Below are 19,121 nucleotides of genomic sequence, written 5' to 3' on the forward strand. Positions count from 1 at the left end.
CGCCGCTTGCAGGTATTGCCTGCCATCGGGCCAGTCTGTTTGTGCGCCAGGTTATGCGTAACAAGGTGCCCCCCTGTCGATGCTGTCGCAGCATCCGGTACTGCACTGTGCACACTGCCTGCGGTATTCAGAACATGAGTGGAGTCGGTATCAGCCGGCTATCAGGAACATCAGGTCTTGGTTACCAGGACTTATTACCAGGAATAGGGAAATGACCCAGTCACTGTTTGAACTCGAACAAAAAACCGATTTCATCCGCCGCCACATAGGCCCGGGTGAGGAAGAGCTGCGTGTGCTGCTGGCCGAGGTGGGCGCCGAGAGTCTGGATGACCTGATTGAGCAGACGGTCCCCGCCGCCATTCGCCGTCCGGGCCCGCTTGGCATTGGTGCCTCCATGACCGAAGTGGAGGCACTGGCCAAACTCAAGGGCTACGCCGCCCAGAACAAGATTGCCAAGAGCTACATCGGCATGGGTTATCACGATACCCATGTGCCCCATGTCATCTTGCGCAACGTGCTGGAAAACCCGGGCTGGTATACCGCCTACACCCCCTATCAGCCTGAGCTGGCTCAGGGCCGCCTCGAAGCCCTGCTCAACTTCCAGCAGCTCACGCTGGACTTGACCGGCATGGATCTCGCCAGCGCCTCCCTGCTGGATGAAGCCACCGCCGCTGCCGAAGCCATGGCGCTGGCCAAGCGCATGGCCAAGTCCAAGTCTCATCTCTTCTTCGTGGCCGATGACGTGCACCCGCAGGTGATCGACGTGGTCAAGGAGCGCGCCGTGCACTTTGGCTTCGACGTGGCCGTCGGCCCTGCCAGCGAGGCGGTGAGCGAAGAGGTGTTCGGTGCCCTGTTCCAGTATCCCACCACCACGGGGGAAGTGAAGGATGTACGGGCACTGGTCGCCGCCGTGCAAGCCCAGAAGGGGCTGGCCTGCGTCAGTGCCGACCTGCTCTCCCTGCTGTTGCTCAAATCCCCGGGTGAACTGGGCGCCGACGTGGTGTTCGGCTCCGCCCAGCGCTTCGGCGTGCCCATGGGTTACGGTGGCCCCCACGCCGCTTTCTTCGCCACCCGCGACGCCTACAAGCGTTCCATGCCGGGTCGCATCATAGGCGTCTCCAAGGATGCCCGTGGCAAGAGTGCCCTGCGCATGGCGATGCAGACCCGCGAGCAACATATCCGCCGCGAGAAGGCCAACTCCAATATCTGTACCGCCCAGGTGCTCTTGGCCAATATGGCGAGCTTCTACGCCGTCTACCACGGCCCCGTGGGGTTGAAAACCATCGCCTCCCGCGTGCACCGTCTCACCACCATCCTGGCGCTGGGGCTTAAAACCAAGGGCGTGGCCCTCAAACACGCCAGCTGGTTCGATACGCTCACAGTGCTGACCGCCGACAAGGCGGCACTGATCGCCAAAGCCGAAGGGCTTGGTATCAACCTGCGTGCCGATCTCGATGGTGCCGTGGGTGTGTCACTCTCCGAAACCACCACCCGCGCCGACGTGGCCGAGCTGTTTGATCTCTTCCTCGGCAAGGGACACGGCCTGGACGTGGAAGCGCTCGACAAGGCGGCCCAGACCCATCAGGGCATTCCGCAGGATCTGCTGCGCACCGACGCCGTGCTGACCCACGAGGTGTTCAACAAGTACCACTCAGAAACCGAGATGCTGCGTTACATCCACCGTCTCGAAGCCAAGGATCTGGCGCTCAACTACGCCATGATTTCCCTGGGTTCTTGCACCATGAAGCTCAACGCCACCGCCGAGATGATCCCGGTGACCTGGCCCGAGTTCGGCAAGCTGCACCCCTTCGCCCCGCTTGCCCAGGCCAAGGGCTACCAGCTGCTGCTGGCAGACCTCGAAGACTGGCTGGTGAAGGTGACCGGTTACGATGCGGTCTGCATGCAGCCGAACTCTGGCGCCCAGGGCGAGTACGCAGGCTTGCTCGCCATCAAGAAGTACCACGAGTCCCGTGGTGACGGTCATCGCGATATCTGCCTCATTCCGGCTTCCGCTCACGGCACCAACCCTGCTTCTGCCCAGATGGCGGGTCTGCGGGTCATCGTCACCGCCTGTGACAAGTCCGGCAACGTGGATCTCGACGACCTGCGCGCCAAGGCCGCCGAGGCGGGGGAGAAGCTTAGCTGTCTGATGGTGACCTATCCCTCCACCCACGGGGTGTACGAGGAGACCATCAAGGAGGTGTGCGACATCGTTCACCAGCACGGTGGTCAGGTCTACCTCGACGGTGCCAACATGAACGCCCAGGTGGGCCTCACGGCGCCGGGCTTTATCGGCGCGGACGTATCCCACCTCAACCTGCACAAGACCTTCGCCATCCCTCACGGTGGTGGCGGTCCGGGCATGGGCCCCATAGGCGTGAAGAAACACCTGGCACCCTTTGTGGCCGGCCACGCCGTGGTCAAGACCGACAAGGAGAGCCGCAACAACGGCGCCGTGTCGGCGGCACCGTTCGGTTCGGCCAGCATATTGCCCATCAGCTGGATGTATATCGCCATGCTGGGTGACGAGGGGCTGAAGAAATCCACTCAGGTGGCCATCCTCAACGCCAACTATCTGGCCAAGAAGCTGGGGGAGTCCTTCCCGGTGCTCTATTCCGGGCGCAACGGCCGGGTGGCTCACGAGTGCATCCTGGATATCCGTCCGCTGAAAGAGGCGTCCGGTATCAGCGAGATGGACGTGGCCAAGCGGCTGATGGACTACGGCTTCCACGCGCCGACCATGAGCTTCCCGGTAGCGGGCACCCTGATGGTCGAGCCGACGGAATCCGAATCCAAGCGCGAGCTGGATCGCTTCGTCGAGGCGATGACTGCGATTCGCGCCGAGATTGCCAAGGTGCAGGACGGGCAGTGGAGCCTGACCGACAACCCGCTGGTCAACGCGCCCCACACCCAGGATGACGTGATGGACAGCGAGTGGAATCGTGGCTACAGCCGCGCCGAGGCGGTGTTCCCGTCCGACGCCGTGCGTGCAGCCAAGCTCTGGCCGTCAGTGAATCGCATCGACGATGTCTACGGTGATCGCAACCTGTTCTGCGCCTGCATCCCCACCGAGGATTACGCCAAGTAATAACGGTGCAGAGTGAATGAGGGTTAGCTACCCGATAAAACCAAGGCCACCCCAGCGGGTGGCCTTGTTGTTTGTGGCGCATGTCTGACATGACATCACGCCGGAGCCTTCGCAGCCTAGGGTTGCGTCAGGACTTGGCCGGTGCGAGGATCGCCAGGGCTTTGGCCAGGGTATCGACGGATGCCTGATGCTTGCCTGCCTTGTGCAGGGTTTCCCCTTCGGCGCGCAGCCTTTTCACCTCGGCCAGTTGCTCTGCACTGAGGGCAGGGCCTTTTGCGAGGGCGTCATCGATGATCTTCATGTCTGCGGGGCAGTGAAAGGCGAGGGCATTGCCGGCAAAGAGCAGGCCGGTCATCAGCAGTTTGGTTTTCATGTTTGTTACCTCAAGGAAGGGGCTCATCAAGGATAGCGCGCCCCTTGCAGGACCGGTTGGGTTGATGTGGGCAGGAAGCAAGCGGTACCATGGCTGTTTAGCTCATTAATGAGCCACACAGGGAGACCCAATGTCACTCACAAGGTTGCTGTCACCCTTGGCCAGTCTGGTGATTTTTATTCTGGGCCACGGCATGTTCAATACCCTGCTGACGGTACGCCTCTCGGCCGAGCAGGTGTCGGTGCAAGCCATAGGCCTGGTGTCGGCTGCCTATTTTGGCGGTCTGGTGCTGGGCGCTTTCGTCAATGCGCGCCTCATTATCCGGGTGGGTCATATCCGGGCCTATGCGGCCTACGCCTCCCTGCTCTGTTTTCTGTTCCTGCTGCACGGCATGGTAGTGGAACCCGTCAGCTGGGCGGCGCTGCGGCTGGTGGGGGGCTTTGCCACCGGCGGTCTGTTCGTGGTGCTGGAGTCCTGGATGCTGGTCTCTAGTTCCCCGGCCAACCGGGGGCGGCTGATGTCGCTCTACATGATCCTGCTCTACGGATCCCTGGCCATGGGCCAGTTGCTGCTCAAGTGGGTGGATCCCATGGTGCTGACACCGTTTGCCCTGTGTGCCATGGCGGCCACCCTGTCGGTGGTGCCGCTTGCGCTCTCCCGGGTGGCGACACCGGCCATGGTGGCGCCCCAACCGGTCGGGGTGATTGAGCTGGTGCGGCTCACCCCGGCGGGCATGGGCAGCAGTTTCACCTCAGGTCTTATCCTCGGTGCCATCTACGGTCTGTTGCCGCTTTATTTTACCGACAGCGGGGCTTCGCTTTCGCGGGTGGCGGACATGATGGCGCTGGTGATCCTGGGGGGCATGTGCCTGCAGTATCCCATTGGCCGCATCTCTGATCGCTATGACCGGCGGCTGGTGATCCTGCTGCTCAGTGCCGTGCTGACCCTGCTCGCTTTGCTGATGGTGTTGTTGCCCGAGGATTGGCGCGAGCCGATCGCCGGCGTCCTGGTGTTCTTGCTGGGGGGGATGGCGTTCTCCATTTATCCCCTGAGTCTGAGCCATGCTTGCGATGAGCTGCGCCCGGATCAGGTGTTGGGGGCCAATCAGGGGTTGCTGCTCGCCTACAGTTTGGGCGCCATGATAGGGCCATTGTTGGCGCCTTTTGTCATGATGCAGTTCGGGCCACAGGGGCTGTTTGTCTACTTTGCCCTGTGCGGCGCCCTGCTGACGGCGTATCTGGGCTGGCGCAAGCGGCAGCGGGCACCCATTCCACTGGCCGAGCATCAGGTGTTCATGCCGGTACCGCCCAATACCCCCATGACAGCGGAGCTGGAGCCGAGAACGGATCTGGAAGGGGAAGCTGTGCCTGCGACCTTTGCCACGCCCGAGGCGGAGGATGTGAAGGCCAACTAGCACCTGGTGAATAACACGGATAAAAAAGCCGACTCCAGGGAGTCGGCTTTTTACTGGCACGAGGGCCGTTATCAGGCGGTCACGGCATCGGCCTTGGCGGATGTTTCTGCCGCTTCCGGCGCCGCATTGCGGATGAGGTAATCAAATGCCCCCAGCGCTGCGGTTGCACCGGCTCCCATGGAGATGATGATCTGCTTGAACGGCACTGTAGTGGCGTCACCGGCAGCATAGACACCGGGCAGGGAAGTGGCGCCCTTGGTGTCGATCTCGATCTCGCCGAAGCGGGTCAGTGCCACCTCGCTCCCCTTGAGGAACTCGGTGTTCGGCACCAGTCCGATCTGGACGAAGATGCCAGCGACCGCCAGGTGTTTGATTTCACCCGTGGTGCGATCTTCATAATCCATCCCCACCACCTTGCTGCCATCACCGATCACTTCGGTGGTGCGGGCGCTCATGATGATGTCGATGTTGCCCATGGAGCGGGCTTTCTTCTGCAGCACCTCGTCGGCGCGCAGGGTATCGGCAAATTCCACCACTGTGACGTGCTCGACGATGCCGGCGAGATCGATGGCCGCTTCGATACCGGAGTTACCACCACCTATCACTGCCACGCGCTTGCCCTTGAAGAAGGGACCGTCGCAGTGGGGGCAGTAGGCCACGCCCTTGGTGCGGTACTCGAGCTCGCCCGGCACGTTCAGGTCACGCCAGCGGGCACCGGTCGCCAGGATCACGGCGCGGCTCTTGAGGGTGGCACCAGAGGCAAGCTCCACATTCACATAGCCGTCCTTGCTGATGGCGGCGGCACGCTGCTCGGTGATCACTTCCACACCGTACTGCTTGACGTGCTGCTCCAGGCTTGCGGCCAGCTTGGGACCTTCGGTGTAGGGCACGGAGATGAAGTTCTCGATCCCGACCGTGTCCATCACCTGACCACCAAACCGCTCGGCGACGATGGCGGTGCGAATGCCTTTACGAGCGGCATAGATGGCTGCTGCGGCACCAGCCGGGCCACCACCCACTACCAGCACGTCATAGGGTGCTTTTTCGCTCAGTTCTGCGGCCTTGCGATCGGCCGCACCGGTATCGAGCTTGGCAATGATCTCTTCCAGCGAGATACGGCCCTGGCTGAACGGCTGACCGTTCATGTAGACGTTTGGTACCGCCATGATCTGGCGCTCGTTCACTTCGTCCTGGAACAGGGCACCGTCGATCATGGTGTGGGTGATACCGGGATTCAGGGTCGCCATCAGGTTCAGCGCCTGTACCACGTCCGGGCAGTTGTGGCAGGAGAGGGAGATATAAGTCTCGAAGTGAAACTCGCCCTTCAGCTGCTTGATCTGCTCCAGTACGGCCGGATCTGTCTTGGAAGGGTGGCCGCCGCTTTGCAGCAAGGCGAGCACCAGAGAGGTAAATTCATGACCCATGGGGATGCCGGCAAAATGAACGCGCGGGGCTTGGCCCTGTGGTGCAACGCTCATGGAAGGCTTGCGGGCATTGCTGCCATCAGTCATGGCAATTTTGGGGGACATCTCGCTGATTTCGCTGGCCAATGCCAGCAGCTCTGCGGATTTGTCACTGTCGTTGCCGGACACGCTGATCTCGATGGGATTGACGATGTACTGCAGATAGGTGTTCAGCTGTTGTTTGAGGTTGGTATCCAACATCTTCGAATTCCTTCTTAATGATTGCGGGTCGGCGATGACTGGCCTGGTGCTCCAAGAGGAGGCCAGAAAGCAGACCGGCCCTTGAATGGGCCGGTCTTGGAAGCGGGAGGCTTAGATTTTGCCTACCAGATCCAGGGACGGGGCCAGGGTGGCGTCGCCTTCTTTCCACTTGGCCGGGCACACTTCACCCGGGTGGGAAGCTACGTACTGAGCGGCTTTGACCTTGCGCAGCAGTTCCAGCGCGTCACGACCGATACCGCCTGCGTTGATTTCAACGATCTGGATGATGCCTTGCGGGTCGATAACGAAGGTGCCGCGGTCAGCCAGGCCAGCTTCTTCGATCATGACGCCGAAGTTGCGGGTGATGGCGCCGGTCGGGTCACCAATCATCGGATACTGGATCTTCTGGATGGTGTCGGAAGTATCGTGCCACGCCTTGTGAGTGAAGTGGGTGTCGGTGGAGACGGAGTAGATCTCGACGCCCAGCTTCTGGAATTCGGCGTAGTTGTCAGCCAGGTCACCCAGCTCGGTCGGGCAAACGAAGGTGAAGTCAGCCGGGTAGAAGAACACCACGGACCACTTGCCTTTCAGGTCTGCGTCAGACACCTGAACGAACTTGCCATTGTGGTAGGCGGTGGCGTTGAACGGCTTGATTTCAGTGTTGATATAGGTAGACATGTATTAGCTCCTTGGTGATGTACATATGCCTGTCTGGTATTGAAGAGTCTGTCCGGACCAGGCGTTTAACGTTCGATGGATTCATCATAGGGGCTTTTCTTAATCGATTAAAGCCGCAAAATTGAATCACTTCAATCTATCTATTAGATAACTCATCGCTGCTGTACCTAACATGAATATCTCTGGCGTACAGAGGTAACCCCTTGTCGAGATTCAACATCTGTGCGGCACATCGGCTTTTCAAGGTCCGAATGGCTATTTGTTTTGTGAGGCGGCAGGACGGTGCAGTGGCGTGCTACGCAATGGGAGCAGGAAGGGCAAGGCCGGGCAGGATAGTGCAGATAAAAAAATCCCGGCGTTGTCGCTATGACAAGGCCGGGTCATCAAACAAGGAATGGCTATATAAACAAAAGCTTTACAGCAAAGACTAACTACGGGGTGTGCAAACTTGCAGACATATGAGAGGAAGAGGCTGGGTGCACAATCCCTCGTCTCCCCCTCGGCAACTATTGCATGGGGGAGATAATAGTGTGATGCAGATCACAAAGCAAGGTTATGGTGTAAAACTTCAATCAAAATGAAAGCATTTCAGCTCTAATGCCGATTTAATATGCCGAAAACGCTTTTATTGTAATTTTATTACATTGTTTTCAGATCAGAAGTCGCTGGGTGGCTCCTGTTCTTCCATCAGTTCGAGCAGGTTGATGGCGACCGCAATGAAATCCGACTCTGTCACTATGCCGATCAGCTTGCGCCCCTTGAGCACCGGCAGGCAGCCATATTTGTGGCGCTGCAGGTAGAGGGCCGCCTCCTTGATGCCGGCGTGGGGATCCACGCTCGCCACCTGGCGGGTCATGATCTCGTCGAGCTGGACGCTGTCGGTGAATTCCGCCTCCCGCTCCGGGTTGATGAGCAGCAGTTTGGACTCGCGGGTGGCCAGGATGTCGGTGAGGGTGACCAGACCCAGCAGATAATGGTGTTCGTCGACGATGGGAATATGGCGTATCCGCTCCTGCTGCATCAGATCCATCGCCTGCTTGACGCTGTTTTCCGGACCCAGAGTGAAGGGATGTTCTGTCATGATCTCGGATAAGGTCATCATGGTGGGCCTCCTTGTGTATCTGCTTTCACCCTAGCCCAGCCCCCGCAGGCAAAACATGATCAGGGTCAATACAGATCATTAAAGAATCATTAACCGGATGGATGTCGCAATATTGCTCGCTATCCCTTGTCTCTCTTGGGTTTTTGGTCTTTTGGGTTGCCTTGGAAGAGGGGGATAACTAGACTAGCCGCCGATTCCCCAGAGGTGAAAGATGCAAGTATCCGATTTTCATTTTGATCTGCCAGACGAGCTGATTGCCCGCTATCCGATGGCAGAGCGTACCGCCAGCCGCCTGTTGCAGCTCGATGGTCAAAGCGGCGCCCTGCGCCATGGTCAATTTGTGGATGTGCTGGACCAGCTCAACCCCGGCGATCTGCTGGTATTCAACAACACCCGTGTCATTCCGGCGCGCATGTTTGGCCAGAAGGCCAGCGGTGGCAAGCTGGAGGTGCTGGTGGAGCGCATCTTGGACGAGCACAGCGTGCTGGCACATGTGCGGGCCTCCAAGGCGCCCAAGCCGGGCACCCGCCTTATCCTGGATGGCGGCCCCGATGGCGAAAAGGTCGATGCCGAGATGCGTGCCCGCCACGATGCCCTGTTCGAGATCCACTTTCTCGACCCGCGCCCTGTGCTGGAGATTCTGGAAGCCATAGGCCATATGCCGTTGCCCCCCTATATCGACCGTCCCGATGAGGACGCCGACAAGGAGCGCTACCAGACCGTTTACAATCAGAAACCGGGCGCCGTGGCGGCGCCGACCGCCGGCCTGCACTTCGATGAGCCGCTGCTGGCAAAGATCCGCGCCAAAGGGGTTGAAACGGCCTTTGTCACCCTGCATGTAGGGGCGGGGACCTTCCAGCCGGTGCGGGTGGACAAGATTGAAGATCACCACATGCACTCCGAATACGCCGAAGTGCCGCAGGAGGTGGTGGATGCGATCAACGCAACTCGCGCCCGGGGTGGCCGGGTGATTGCGGTGGGCACCACCTCGGTACGCTCCCTGGAGAGCGCAGCCAAGGCAAGTCTGGCCCAGGGCAAGCCGCTGGCGCCCTTTTTCAGCGACACCGACATCTTCATCTTCCCCGGCTACCAGTTTCAGGTAGTCGATGCCATGGTCACCAACTTCCATCTGCCGGAGTCGACCCTGATCATGCTGGTCAGCGCCTTCGCCGGGTACGATCAGGTGATGGCGGCCTATCAGGCGGCCGTGGCCGAGCAGTACCGTTTCTTCAGCTACGGGGACGCCATGTTCGTCACCCGTCGCCGGGCAGTGGCATAAGCCTCGCCCTTTATACCGGGCCTTCGGGCTCTCTATTGTCAGACTGTTTCTCTGACGCAACGAGGTAGCAATGAAATTTGAACTGAAAACCACCGACGGCCGTGCCCGTCGCGGTCAACTGGTCTTCGAACGTGGCGTGGTACAAACGCCAGCCTTTATGCCGGTCGGTACCTATGGCACCGTCAAGGGAATGACCCCGGAAGAAGTACGCGAGACCGGCGCCGAGATCCTGCTTGGCAACACCTTCCACCTCTGGCTGCGGCCGGGGCAGGAAGTGATGCGCGCCCACGGCGATCTGCACGACTTCATGAACTGGCAGGGCCCGATCCTGACCGACTCGGGTGGTTTCCAGGTGTTCAGCCTGGGGCACATTCGCAAGATCACCGAGGCGGGCGTGCACTTCCGTCACCCCATCAACGGTGAGAAGATCTTCCTGGACCCCGAAAAATCCATGGAGATCCAGTACGATCTGGGCTCCGACATCGTGATGATCTTCGACGAGTGCACCCCGTATCCGGCCACTTACGAAGAAGCGCGCAAGTCCATGGAGATGTCCCTGCGCTGGGGCAAGCGTTCCCGCGACAAGTTTGATGCGCTGGGCAACAAGAACGCCCTGTTCGGTATCATTCAGGGTTCCGTGTATGAAGAGTTGCGGGATGTGTCCCTCAACGGCCTGCTGGAGATCGGCTTCGACGGTTATGCGGTCGGCGGTCTGGCGGTGGGTGAGCCCAAGGAAGACATGCACCGCATCCTCGAGCACGTCTGCCCGAAAATTCCGGCTGACAAGCCGCGCTACCTGATGGGCGTGGGCAAACCGGAAGATCTGGTGGAAGGGGTGCGCCGCGGGGTCGACATGTTCGACTGCGTGATGCCGACCCGCAATGCCCGCAACGGCCATCTGTTCACCACGGATGGGGTGGTCAAGATCCGCAACGCCAAGTATCGCAGCGACACCAGTACCCTGGATGCGGACTGCGATTGCTACACCTGCAAGAATTACACCCGCAGCTATTTGTACCATCTGGACAAGTGCAACGAGATCCTTGGTGCCCGTCTGAACACCATTCACAACCTGCGTTATTACCAGCGAGTGATGCAGGGTTTGCGGGACGCGATCGAGCAGGGTAAATTAGACGACTTTGTAACTGAGTTTTACCGTCGGCAAGGGAAGCCCGTGCCTCCGTTAGCTGAAAATGACGTGAAATAACAACGATATATAAGTTAGTTATCAAATCTACATCAAATGAGAGGTTGTTAAATGAGCATTATCTCCAAGGCGTATGCAGAAGGCGCAGTTCCGGGTGCACAGGGTGGTGGCATGGAAATGATCATCATGCTGGCCGTGTTCGGCCTTATCTTCTACTTCATGATCTACCGTCCCCAAGCCAAGCGTGCCAAGGATCACCGCAACCTGATGAGCTCCCTGGCCAAGGGTGATGAAGTGCTCACCTCAGGTGGCCTGGTTGGCAAGATCGCCAAAGTGTCCGCCGATAGCGAATACATTGTGCTGTCCCTGAACGATCAGACCCAGGTCACCATCAAGCGTGATTTCGTCTCTGCCGTACTGCCCAAGGGTTCTATCCAGTCCCTTTAATCTCCTGAGGAGCACAGCGTGTTAAATCGCTATCCGCTGTGGAAATACCTGATGGTGGTCTTCGTGATCGCCATCGGTTTTCTATATGCAGCCCCCAATCTTTACGGTGAAGACCCGGCCTTGCAGGTGTCTGCCAGCCGTGGTGCCGAAGTCAAGCTGGACACCCTTGACTTGGTCAAAGAGACCCTTGAGGCCGCCAGCATTCCGGTCAAGCATGCTGCATTTGAGCATGGTCTCATCCTCGTTCGTTTCCAGAATACCGAAGATCAGCTCAAGGCGCGTGATCTGGTTGCCAACAAGCTCGGTGACAATTTCATTACCGCCCTGAATCTGGCGCCGTCTACCCCTGCCTGGCTCGAAGCCATCGGTGCAGCGCCGTTGAAGCTGGGTCTTGACCTGCGCGGCGGTGTGCACTTCCTGATGGAAGTGGACATGGCCGAGGCGCTGACCAAGCAGCAAGAGCAGATGGTGCAGGATTTTCGCACCGAGCTGCGTACCCAGAAGATCCGTTACTCCGGCGTACGTCGGGTCGGTGATCAGGTACAGGTTCTGTTCCGTGATGAAGCTGATCAGGAACGTGCCGTCTCTTATCTGCGTCGTCAGAACCCGGATTTGACCTTCACCACAGAGCAGAAAGGGGATGAGTTCGTTCTCAACGCTGCCCTCAGTGATGCCAAGATCAAAGAGGTGAGAAAGTATGCTCTCGAGCAGAACATCACCATCATCCGCAACCGGGTTAACGAGCTGGGCGTGGCTGAGCCGCTGGTTCAGCAGCAGGGTGCCGAACGCATAGTGGTGCAGCTGCCTGGTATTCAGGATACCGCCCGTGCCAAGGAGATCCTGGGCGCGACAGCGACTCTGGAATTCCACATGGTCGATGAAACGGCCGATATCCAGGCTGCTGCCGATGGTCGTGTACCGCCGAGTTCCAAGGTGTACAACGACCGCAACGGTCGCCCCGTCGTGTTGCAAAAACGGGTGATCCTGACCGGTGACCACATAGTGGGTGCCCAGTCCGGTTTCGATGAATACAGCCGTCCCCAGGTCAACATCAAGCTTGATGGCCAGGGTGGCAACAAGATGGCGAACTTTACCAAGGACAACGTTGGTAAAGGCATGGCGACCGTCTTCATCGAATACAAGCCTGTGGGCCAACCCGGTCCGGATGGCAAGCGCAAGTTCCGCAAGCAGGAAGAGGTGATCAACGTCGCCACTATCCAGTCGCGCCTTGGCAGCCAGTTCCGCATCACGGGTATCGACAACGCCAACGAAGCCCATAACCTGGCGCTGCTGTTGCGTGCCGGTGCCCTGATCGCACCCATCCAGATCGTTGAAGAGCGCACCATAGGCCCAAGCCTGGGTCAGCAAAACATCGATAACGGTATGGAAGCCATCGGCTGGGCCATGCTGGTGATAGTGCTGTTCATGGGGATCTACTACCGCACCTTCGGCTGGGTGGCCAACCTGGCGCTGGTGTTCAACCTGGTATTGATCGTCGGCATCATGTCGATGATCCCGGGGGCCACCATGACACTGCCGGGCATTGCCGGTATCGTCTTGACGCTCGGTATGGCGGTGGATGCCAACGTGCTGATCTTCGAGCGTATCCGGGAAGAGATCCGCAATGGTCGCGGTGTGCAGCAGGCCATTCATATGGGTTTTGACCGCGCATTTTCGACCATCGCGGACTCCAACGTTACCTCGCTCATCACCTGTGTGATCCTGTTCGGTATCGGTACCGGTGCCATCAAGGGCTTTGCCTTGACCCTGGGTATTGGTCTGACGGCTTCCATGTTTACTGCCATCACGGTTTCCCGCGCCATTATCAATCTGGGCTGGGGTGGACGGCGTATCGACAAGCTGCCGATCTAAGGAAGAGACATGTTTCAGATTCTACATTTTGAAAAACCTATCCCGTTTATGCGCTATGCCAAGCCGGGTGTGGTCTTCTCTACCCTGCTGATGGTGATCTCCCTGTTCTTCCTGTTCGATCGGGGCCTGAACTGGGGTCTGGACTTTACCGGCGGTACCACCATAGAGGTGGGATTCCAGCAGTCGGTGAGCCTGGACAAGATCCACGAGGTGCTGGATGAGCAGAAGATTGAAGGGGCGACCCTGCAACACTTCGGCTCCAGCCGCGATGTGCTGGTGCGCATGACCCCAGAAGAGGGGGTCAAGGTGGAACAGCAGGGCAACGAAGTGCTGGCGGCAGCCAGGCAGATCGATCCTGATGCCGTGCTCAAGCGTGTCGAGTTCGTCGGCCCCTCAGTGGGTGATGAACTGGCCACCGATGGCGCCTTGGCCATGCTGGCTTCCATCCTCTGCATCATGGCGTATGTAGCGGTGCGCTTCGAGTGGCGTCTGGCGTTGGGGGGGATTGTTTCCCTGGTGCACGACGTTGTCATCACCCTGGGCGTGTTTGCCTACTTCCAGTACGAGTTTGACTTGACCGTGCTGGCGGCGCTGATGACCCTGGTGGGTTACTCCTTGAATGACACCATAGTGGTGTTCGACCGGCTGCGGGAAAATTTCCGCAAGGTGCGCAAGGGGGATACGGAGTACATCCTGGATCTCTCCATGACCGAGACCCTGAGTCGGACCATCATTACCTCGGGTCTGACCTTTGTGGTGGTGCTGGCACTGCTGCTCAAGGGCGGTGCCCTGATCCACGGGTTTGCGGTGGCCATGGTGATAGGTGTTGCTTTCGGTACCTACTCCTCCATCTATGTGGCGAGTGCCTTCGCCATGTTCCTCGGGGTCAAGCGGGAGCACATGCTGCCGACCCTGGTGGAAAAAGAGGGCGCGGATCAGCAAGAGATCCTGCCGTAATCGACAAGGGCGCCGTGAGGCGCCCTTTCTCTTATGGGGCGGGTGAGTCATTATGCTCCCCGATGACCCATCTTCCATTACCTAAGGCAAGGAGCAAGCCATGCAACACAATCCCCGTTTTCTGGCCCTGGTCGAGGCCATTCGCCCTCAGGTGCAAGAGACTGATGTGCACCAGATCAAACGTTGGCAGGATGAGGGGCGTGCTTTTCACCTGATCGACGTGCGGGAAGAGAGCGAGTGGGCCAGAGGTCACCTGCCAGGGGCGGCCTACCTTGGTCGCGGCGTGATTGAACGCGATATCGAGACCCGCTATCCGGATCCGCAGACTGAACTCTATCTCTATTGTGGTGGGGGTTTCCGCTCCATCCTGGTGGCGGAAAATCTGCAAAAAATGGGTTATAGCCGGGTTGTCAGTGTCGATGGCGGTTTTCGGGGCTGGTGTGAGGCCGGATACCCTGTCGAATCCTGATTTATTTGAGGGAGAGGGGAACCGCCACATGACAAAGTGGCGGTTGACCTTTACCATATGCGGGGTCAAGCGTAAGCGTCGGAGTGTTCATTGAACGTCAGGAAAGGGATTGGATACCTCCTTGGTGTCCTGTTGTTGCTCCCCATGTGGGGTTGCAGCAGTAGCAGTCAGGTTAAAGCGCCTCAAGTTCCCAAGCCGCAACCCGCTTCACTGGTATTGGCGACCCCCCTGCAGGTCTCTTACCAGAGCGAGTTGGCGTTGGCGCGACTCGGTCAGATGCTCGGTGAGATGGAATTGACCACAGAGCAACGTGCCGAACTGTTTTATGAGCGTGCCGTGGTGTTTGATCGGGTCGGCTTGCGCTCCCTGGCGAGGCTGGATTTCAACCGTGCCTTGCGGGAGAAACCGGATTTTGCCGAGGCCTATAATTTCATCGGCGTCTATCTGGTGCAGCAGCAGAATTATGACGAAGCCTACGAGGCATTTGATTCCGCTCTCGAACTGGCTCCCGACTATGACTATGCCTATCTCAACCGCGGGATCGCACTCTATTACGGTAATCGCCCCGAGCTGGCCGCCGCCGACATGAAACGCTTCTATGAAGCGCAGCCGGAAGACCCGTATCGGGTGATGTGGCTCTATCTGGCTGAGCAGAAGCTCAATGCGCCGGCTGCCATGAGCAGGATGCGAGAGCGTCTCAACAAATATGACGACGACGCCTGGAACTGGGATCTGGTTCGCCTCTATACCGGTGAGCTCAATGCCACCCAGTTGATGGGCAATGTGGTGAAAGGAGTGAAGGATAACCGGGAGCTCGCCGAGCGCCTGTGTGAAACTTACTTCTATCTGGGCAAGTTTGAACTGGCCAAGGGCAACCGCAAGGAAGCCATCAGCTACTTCAAGCTGGCGCTCGCCAACAACGTGTATGACTTCATCGAGCACAGATACGCCCTGCTGGAGCTGGAGCTGATGGCGCGCAAACCCTTGCCGCCGGGCGCCCAGAGCTCACAGGGCAAGAGCAGCAAGCAGGCCTCCTGATTTGCCTGTGTCTGCGATGTAAAAAAGGCCTCTTGATGAGGCCTTTTTGCTGTCTGCGTGCTGGCATTGGTACGGTGTTATTTCATCAGAGCTTATGCTGGGGATATTTGACACCAGCAGCCGTGGCCGCCGTGCTCAGATCCGGCATTGGTGCTGTGTTATTCCACCAGACTTATGCCGGGGATATTTGACACCAGCAGCCATAGCCGCCGCGCTCAGATCCGGTATTGGTGCTGTGTTATTCCATCAGGACTTATGCCGGGGATATTTGACTCCAGCAGCCGTGGCTGCCGCGCTCATGTCTGGCACTGGTGCTGTGTCATTCCACCAGGCTTAAACCGGGGATATTTGACACCAGCAGCCGTGGCCACCCCGCTCAGGTCCGGCATTGGTGCTGTGTCATTCCACCAGACTCATGCCGGGGATCTGGCGCCAGTAACCGTTGCAGTCCCGCTCCTGTTGCAGTGGCAGAGGGGCCTGTCCCTGCTGGTTGGCCTTGAAGCGGGCCAGCATATCAAGGGTGTCCAGTCCCTCCGGGGAGAGGCGTACCACATCCACCAGATCCGCCATACTGCCAAGCTCGTTGCCGAGGTTGTAACAGTAACCGGACTGGGTCTGGATGCCGTTGAGATTGAACACCTTCTGCCCTTCGCGGCTGCTGGCCAGCCGGCCAGTGGGGTAATGGATGCAGGCGAGCTCGCAGTTGTCTTTGGGCTTGTCGAGGGAGCGGGCGGTAAAGCAGCGCGCCGAATAGGCGAGCGGCAGATGGCCGTAGGCAAACACCTCCACTTCAAACTGCTGACGGGCAGCGCCCAGATCCTGACTGAGCTGAACCAGCCAGTCGCGGGAGAGCTCCACCGGCATCACCCAGCGTGTCATCCCCTGTTTGAGCAGCATGCGCAGCACATCGGCATTGTAGGCGTTGATGGCGGGGCCACAGACAAACGGGAGCCCGGCCTCGCTGGCGAGTTGAACAGTGCCCAGATCGTTGGCTTCGACCAGCAGGTCGCCGTTGTCGACCAGCCGCTTCACCTCCTTGAGTTCGGAGGGGGCAGAGATGAGGGCCAGGGTCGAGAGCACCACCTGCTTGCCGGTGCTGGCTACCTGGCGGGCGAGGGCAATCCAGTCATCTGCTTTCAGCTCGCGGCGTTTGCTGCAGACGGTTTCTCCCAGATAGATGATATCTGCCTGGCTGTCGGCAGCGGCTTGGTAGAAGGCCTGGGTGTCGGCCTTGGGCCAGTAGAAGAGCAGGGGCCCGAGAGAAAATTGCATTAGTTGTGCTCCTTGTGGCGACTGAAGGGGCTGAAGGCAGCATCGGTTGTTTCGGGACGAAATGGCATCGGGCCTCCTTATTGCCACTGACGGTGATAGGCGCCCAGGGTAGTCTGACTCCCCTCCGAGACGCGGGCGAGCTGGGCATCCCATTCTGCCTTGACCTGATAGGCCTCGGGATTGGCCTGATAGGCGTCGATGGCTGCGCGCCAGACCCGGGTAACCTGCTCCACATAGGCGGGGCTGCGCTGGCGCCCTTCAATCTTGACTGACTGGATGCCGGTCTGGAACAGCTCGGGCAAGAGCCCAAGGGTGTTGAGACTGGTCGGCTCTTCCAGTGCGTGGTAGGTCTGGCCATCCACCTCGAAGCGCCCCTTGCACAGGGTCGGATAACCGGCGTTTTCACCCGGGCCGTAGCGGTCGATCAGCACCTCATTGAGGCGGGATTCGAGGCCCAGTGGGGTCTCTTCCCAGCGGACGAACCTGGCCGGTGAGCAGGCGCCGACCGTGTTGGGGCTCTCGCCAGTCATGTAGGAGGAGAGGTAGCAGCGGCCCTCCGCCATGATGCAGAGGCTGCCGAAGGCGAACACTTCCAGGCCGACGTCGGTCTCGCGGGCCAGCTGCCGGACCTGGTGCATGGAGAGCACCCGTGGCAAGACCACCCGGCCGACGTTGAAATGCTGCTGATAGAAACGGATGGCGGCGGCGTTGGTGGCACTGGCTTGCACAGAAACGTGCAGCTCCATGTCCGGATAATGGCGGCTGGCGTAATCGAGCACGGCGAGATCGGCGATGATAAGCGCATCTGCACCCAGGGCAACCCCCCTGTCTACTGCCTGTTTCCATCTGGTATCGGAGCCCGGGTGGGCGAAGGTATTGATGGCGATGTGCAGCTTGCGGCCATGTTGATGCACGTAGTCCACCGCCTTTTCCAGCTTGCTGTCGGTGAAGTTGAGACCGGCAAAGTGGCGGGCATTGGTGTCATCCTTGAAGCCGATATAAACCGCATCGGCCCCGTTATCCACGGCTGTTTTCAGTGCCGGCAAGCTGCCTGCCGGACAGAGTAATTCCATCGGGTACGCTCCGAGAGTGGAAAAATGCAAAAGTGGCCCGATTGTATTCATCGATGCCTTCCCACTTTTTGACCTGAGGCAGCTTTGTGTGGCTTTACCCTTCTTGAGGTAAGTCGGCACAAGTTTGATTTCCCACAGGATCCAGAGTGCAACCCTGTGCTTGAATGCGTAAAAACTTGGGAGTTCATCGTGTTTCAACAACTGCAACGTCGTCTGGTCGAACAGGCCCCCCGCTTTTTGCGTCACCCCCTCAAACTGGTGCCTTTTACCCTGCAGCAGAACCTGATGGAGCGCCTGCTGGCGCGGGTGTTCAAGGAGGCCATCGAAGATGGCGATTTCGAGTTTCTGGCTGGCAAGTGGCTGAAAGTCGAGGTATCGGATCTTGAGCTTTGCTGGTTTATCAGCGAACAGAATGGAAAGCTGGTGGTGGCACGCCATTGCGATCATGCGGATGTCTGTTTCAGCGGAACCACCAACGACCTCATCCTGATCGCTGGTCGCAAAGAGGATCCTGATTCCCTTTTCTTTCAGCGCAAGCTGAAGATTGAGGGAGATACCGAGCTGGGACTGGAGGTGAAGAACCTGATGGACAGCCTGGATCTGGACGGTTTGCCGAGGCTGATGCGCTATCCCCTGATGGATCTCGCTACCTTTATTGAAGGGGCGCGTGCCCTGTCAGCGCAGGAGTCGCACCCTGCGCCGACGGGCGGGATCCCGTCTCAAGTGTGAAGCCAAGCCAGCGGCATGGTGGCGGTAGTGACTGCGCACCCACAGGCAGCGGCATGCCCAGGCACAAGGAAGCAAGGCCATCAGGGCCATGGCATCGGGGAGGTGAGAGAGCAGCAACCCCAGCGCCAGCCAGATAAAGGGCTGGGCCTCGTAGAGCCATTCCGGCTGGAACCAGCGCTTGGTCGGAAAGATGACCAGGTCGGTACGCCGATAGCTGGAGCGCATCATCCAGCTCGCCGCACCGGCCACAAACAGCAGGGCACCTGCCAGCCAGAGCAAAGGGGAGTCGGTGAGCATGATCATGCCGACTGCCGTCAACAAATAGCAGGCAGGCAACCTCTCATAAAGCCAATGTGGGCACATGTCTCCTCCACTCGTTTCCTTCTCCATCCTCCAAGTTTAGCCAGCCTCCCCGGTTGGCTAATGATGCTTTGTTCTACAAAATGACGGTTTTGTTGTGAAATGGGACGCCATTTACGGTGCCAAAATAGCGATTGGCTATGTTACAATTGCGCGCCA

The 19,121-nt window shown here is 58.9% G+C and carries 17 protein-coding genes; 10 read left to right on the top strand and 7 right to left on the bottom strand.

The window, feature by feature from the left end:
• Positions 1–211 precede the first annotated feature (211 nt).
• Positions 212–3,088, top strand: a complete 2,877-nt coding sequence (gene gcvP / locus GWQ27_RS04300) for an aminomethyl-transferring glycine dehydrogenase (protein ID WP_275906757.1) — start codon at positions 212–214, stop codon at positions 3,086–3,088.
• Between the two features lie 127 nt (positions 3,089–3,215).
• Here gcvP and GWQ27_RS04305 read toward each other — a convergent pair whose 3' ends face one another.
• On the bottom strand, positions 3,216–3,461 hold the full coding sequence (locus GWQ27_RS04305) for a hypothetical protein (RefSeq protein ID WP_275906758.1): 246 nt from the start codon (positions 3,459–3,461) through the stop codon (positions 3,216–3,218).
• 130 nt (positions 3,462–3,591) lie between these two features.
• On the opposite strand from GWQ27_RS04305, the gene GWQ27_RS04310 reads away from it, so the two are divergent.
• The gene (locus GWQ27_RS04310) at positions 3,592–4,875 is read left to right on the top strand and encodes an MFS transporter (protein ID WP_034523940.1); all 1,284 of its coding nucleotides are present in this window, start codon (positions 3,592–3,594) and stop codon (positions 4,873–4,875) included.
• 71 nt (positions 4,876–4,946) lie between these two features.
• On the opposite strand, the gene ahpF is transcribed toward GWQ27_RS04310, so the two are convergent.
• The 3 genes from ahpF to GWQ27_RS04325 form a co-directional block, all read right to left on the bottom strand.
• The gene (gene ahpF, locus GWQ27_RS04315) at positions 4,947–6,539 is read right to left on the bottom strand and encodes an alkyl hydroperoxide reductase subunit F (protein ID WP_275906759.1); all 1,593 of its coding nucleotides are present in this window, start codon (positions 6,537–6,539) and stop codon (positions 4,947–4,949) included.
• Positions 6,540–6,650: 111 nt separating this feature from the next.
• Complete coding sequence (gene ahpC, locus GWQ27_RS04320; RefSeq protein WP_005900002.1) at positions 6,651–7,217, bottom strand: alkyl hydroperoxide reductase subunit C; 567 nt, start codon at positions 7,215–7,217, stop codon at positions 6,651–6,653.
• Positions 7,218–7,872: 655 nt separating this feature from the next.
• Positions 7,873–8,319 (bottom strand): CBS domain-containing protein, encoded by a 447-nt coding sequence (locus tag GWQ27_RS04325; protein ID WP_275906760.1) that lies wholly within the window; start codon positions 8,317–8,319, stop codon positions 7,873–7,875.
• 211 nt (positions 8,320–8,530) lie between these two features.
• On the opposite strand from GWQ27_RS04325, the gene queA reads away from it, so the two are divergent.
• The 7 genes from queA (at position 8,531) to nlpI (ending at position 15,528) form a co-directional block, all read left to right on the top strand.
• Complete coding sequence (gene queA, locus GWQ27_RS04330; RefSeq protein WP_270687164.1) at positions 8,531–9,598, top strand: tRNA preQ1(34) S-adenosylmethionine ribosyltransferase-isomerase QueA; 1,068 nt, start codon at positions 8,531–8,533, stop codon at positions 9,596–9,598.
• Between the two features lie 70 nt (positions 9,599–9,668).
• Positions 9,669–10,805 (top strand): tRNA guanosine(34) transglycosylase Tgt, encoded by a 1,137-nt coding sequence (gene tgt, locus GWQ27_RS04335; protein WP_021139831.1) that lies wholly within the window; start codon positions 9,669–9,671, stop codon positions 10,803–10,805.
• Positions 10,806–10,856: 51 nt separating this feature from the next.
• Positions 10,857–11,192, top strand: a complete 336-nt coding sequence (gene yajC, locus GWQ27_RS04340; RefSeq protein ID WP_021139832.1) for a preprotein translocase subunit YajC — start codon at positions 10,857–10,859, stop codon at positions 11,190–11,192.
• An 18-nt stretch (positions 11,193–11,210) separates the two neighbouring features.
• Positions 11,211–13,064: a protein translocase subunit SecD gene (gene secD / locus GWQ27_RS04345; RefSeq protein WP_111589382.1), complete on the top strand. Its 1,854-nt coding sequence runs from the start codon at positions 11,211–11,213 to the stop codon at positions 13,062–13,064.
• 9 nt (positions 13,065–13,073) lie between these two features.
• Positions 13,074–14,021 carry a protein translocase subunit SecF gene (gene secF, locus GWQ27_RS04350; protein ID WP_111589383.1) on the top strand — a complete coding sequence of 316 codons (948 nt, stop codon included), beginning with the start codon at positions 13,074–13,076 and terminating at the stop codon, positions 14,019–14,021.
• A gap of 100 nt (positions 14,022–14,121) precedes the next feature.
• On the top strand, positions 14,122–14,490 hold the full coding sequence (locus tag GWQ27_RS04355) for a rhodanese-like domain-containing protein (RefSeq protein ID WP_021139835.1): 369 nt from the start codon (positions 14,122–14,124) through the stop codon (positions 14,488–14,490).
• 90 nt (positions 14,491–14,580) lie between these two features.
• On the top strand, positions 14,581–15,528 hold the full coding sequence (nlpI, locus tag GWQ27_RS04360; RefSeq protein ID WP_282790523.1) for a lipoprotein NlpI: 948 nt from the start codon (positions 14,581–14,583) through the stop codon (positions 15,526–15,528).
• Positions 15,529–15,927: 399 nt separating this feature from the next.
• Here nlpI and GWQ27_RS04365 read toward each other — a convergent pair whose 3' ends face one another.
• Together GWQ27_RS04365 and GWQ27_RS04370 are read right to left on the bottom strand one after the other, a co-directional pair.
• Positions 15,928–16,800 (bottom strand): U32 family peptidase, encoded by an 873-nt coding sequence (locus GWQ27_RS04365; RefSeq protein WP_265432926.1) that lies wholly within the window; start codon positions 16,798–16,800, stop codon positions 15,928–15,930.
• A 77-nt stretch (positions 16,801–16,877) separates the two neighbouring features.
• A complete protein-coding gene (locus GWQ27_RS04370) occupies positions 16,878–17,873 on the bottom strand; it encodes a peptidase U32 family protein (RefSeq protein ID WP_275906761.1) in 996 nt (331 codons plus the stop codon).
• A 189-nt stretch (positions 17,874–18,062) separates the two neighbouring features.
• Here GWQ27_RS04370 and GWQ27_RS04375 point away from each other — a divergent pair, with 189 nt between their 5' ends.
• Entirely contained in the window at positions 18,063–18,602 is a 540-nt protein-coding gene (locus tag GWQ27_RS04375) for an SCP2 domain-containing protein (protein WP_275906762.1), read from the top strand.
• Here the strand turns inward: GWQ27_RS04375 and GWQ27_RS04380 are convergent.
• Positions 18,549–18,965 (bottom strand): hypothetical protein, encoded by a 417-nt coding sequence (locus tag GWQ27_RS04380; protein ID WP_059112290.1) that lies wholly within the window; start codon positions 18,963–18,965, stop codon positions 18,549–18,551. The two genes, GWQ27_RS04375 and GWQ27_RS04380, sit on opposite strands and share 54 nt — an antisense overlap.
• Between the last annotated feature and the right edge of the window lie 156 nt (positions 18,966–19,121).

Source organism: Aeromonas sp. 5HA1, from assembly GCF_029237245.1.
Classification (GTDB): domain Bacteria; phylum Pseudomonadota; class Gammaproteobacteria; order Enterobacterales; family Aeromonadaceae; genus Aeromonas; species Aeromonas salmonicida.

Bases quoted from the DNA above. Each gene is read 5' to 3' on its own strand.
- secF (WP_111589383.1), top strand. From the start codon at position 13,074: ATGTTTCAGATTCTACATTTTGAAAAACCTATCCCGTTTATGCGCTAT.
- GWQ27_RS04365 (WP_265432926.1), bottom strand. From the start codon at position 16,800: ATGCAATTTTCTCTCGGGCCCCTGCTCTTCTACTGGCCCAAGGCCGAC.
- GWQ27_RS04380 (WP_059112290.1), bottom strand. From the start codon at position 18,965: ATGTGCCCACATTGGCTTTATGAGAGGTTGCCTGCCTGCTATTTGTTG.
- tgt (WP_021139831.1), top strand. From the start codon at position 9,669: ATGAAATTTGAACTGAAAACCACCGACGGCCGTGCCCGTCGCGGTCAA.
- ahpF (WP_275906759.1), bottom strand. From the start codon at position 6,539: ATGTTGGATACCAACCTCAAACAACAGCTGAACACCTATCTGCAGTAC.
- GWQ27_RS04370 (WP_275906761.1), bottom strand. From the start codon at position 17,873: ATGGAATTACTCTGTCCGGCAGGCAGCTTGCCGGCACTGAAAACAGCC.
- ahpC (WP_005900002.1), bottom strand. From the start codon at position 7,217: ATGTCTACCTATATCAACACTGAAATCAAGCCGTTCAACGCCACCGCC.
- queA (WP_270687164.1), top strand. From the start codon at position 8,531: ATGCAAGTATCCGATTTTCATTTTGATCTGCCAGACGAGCTGATTGCC.
- GWQ27_RS04310 (WP_034523940.1), top strand. From the start codon at position 3,592: ATGTCACTCACAAGGTTGCTGTCACCCTTGGCCAGTCTGGTGATTTTT.
- gcvP (WP_275906757.1), top strand. From the start codon at position 212: ATGACCCAGTCACTGTTTGAACTCGAACAAAAAACCGATTTCATCCGC.
- GWQ27_RS04355 (WP_021139835.1), top strand. From the start codon at position 14,122: ATGCAACACAATCCCCGTTTTCTGGCCCTGGTCGAGGCCATTCGCCCT.
- yajC (WP_021139832.1), top strand. From the start codon at position 10,857: ATGAGCATTATCTCCAAGGCGTATGCAGAAGGCGCAGTTCCGGGTGCA.
- GWQ27_RS04325 (WP_275906760.1), bottom strand. From the start codon at position 8,319: ATGATGACCTTATCCGAGATCATGACAGAACATCCCTTCACTCTGGGT.
- GWQ27_RS04305 (WP_275906758.1), bottom strand. From the start codon at position 3,461: ATGAAAACCAAACTGCTGATGACCGGCCTGCTCTTTGCCGGCAATGCC.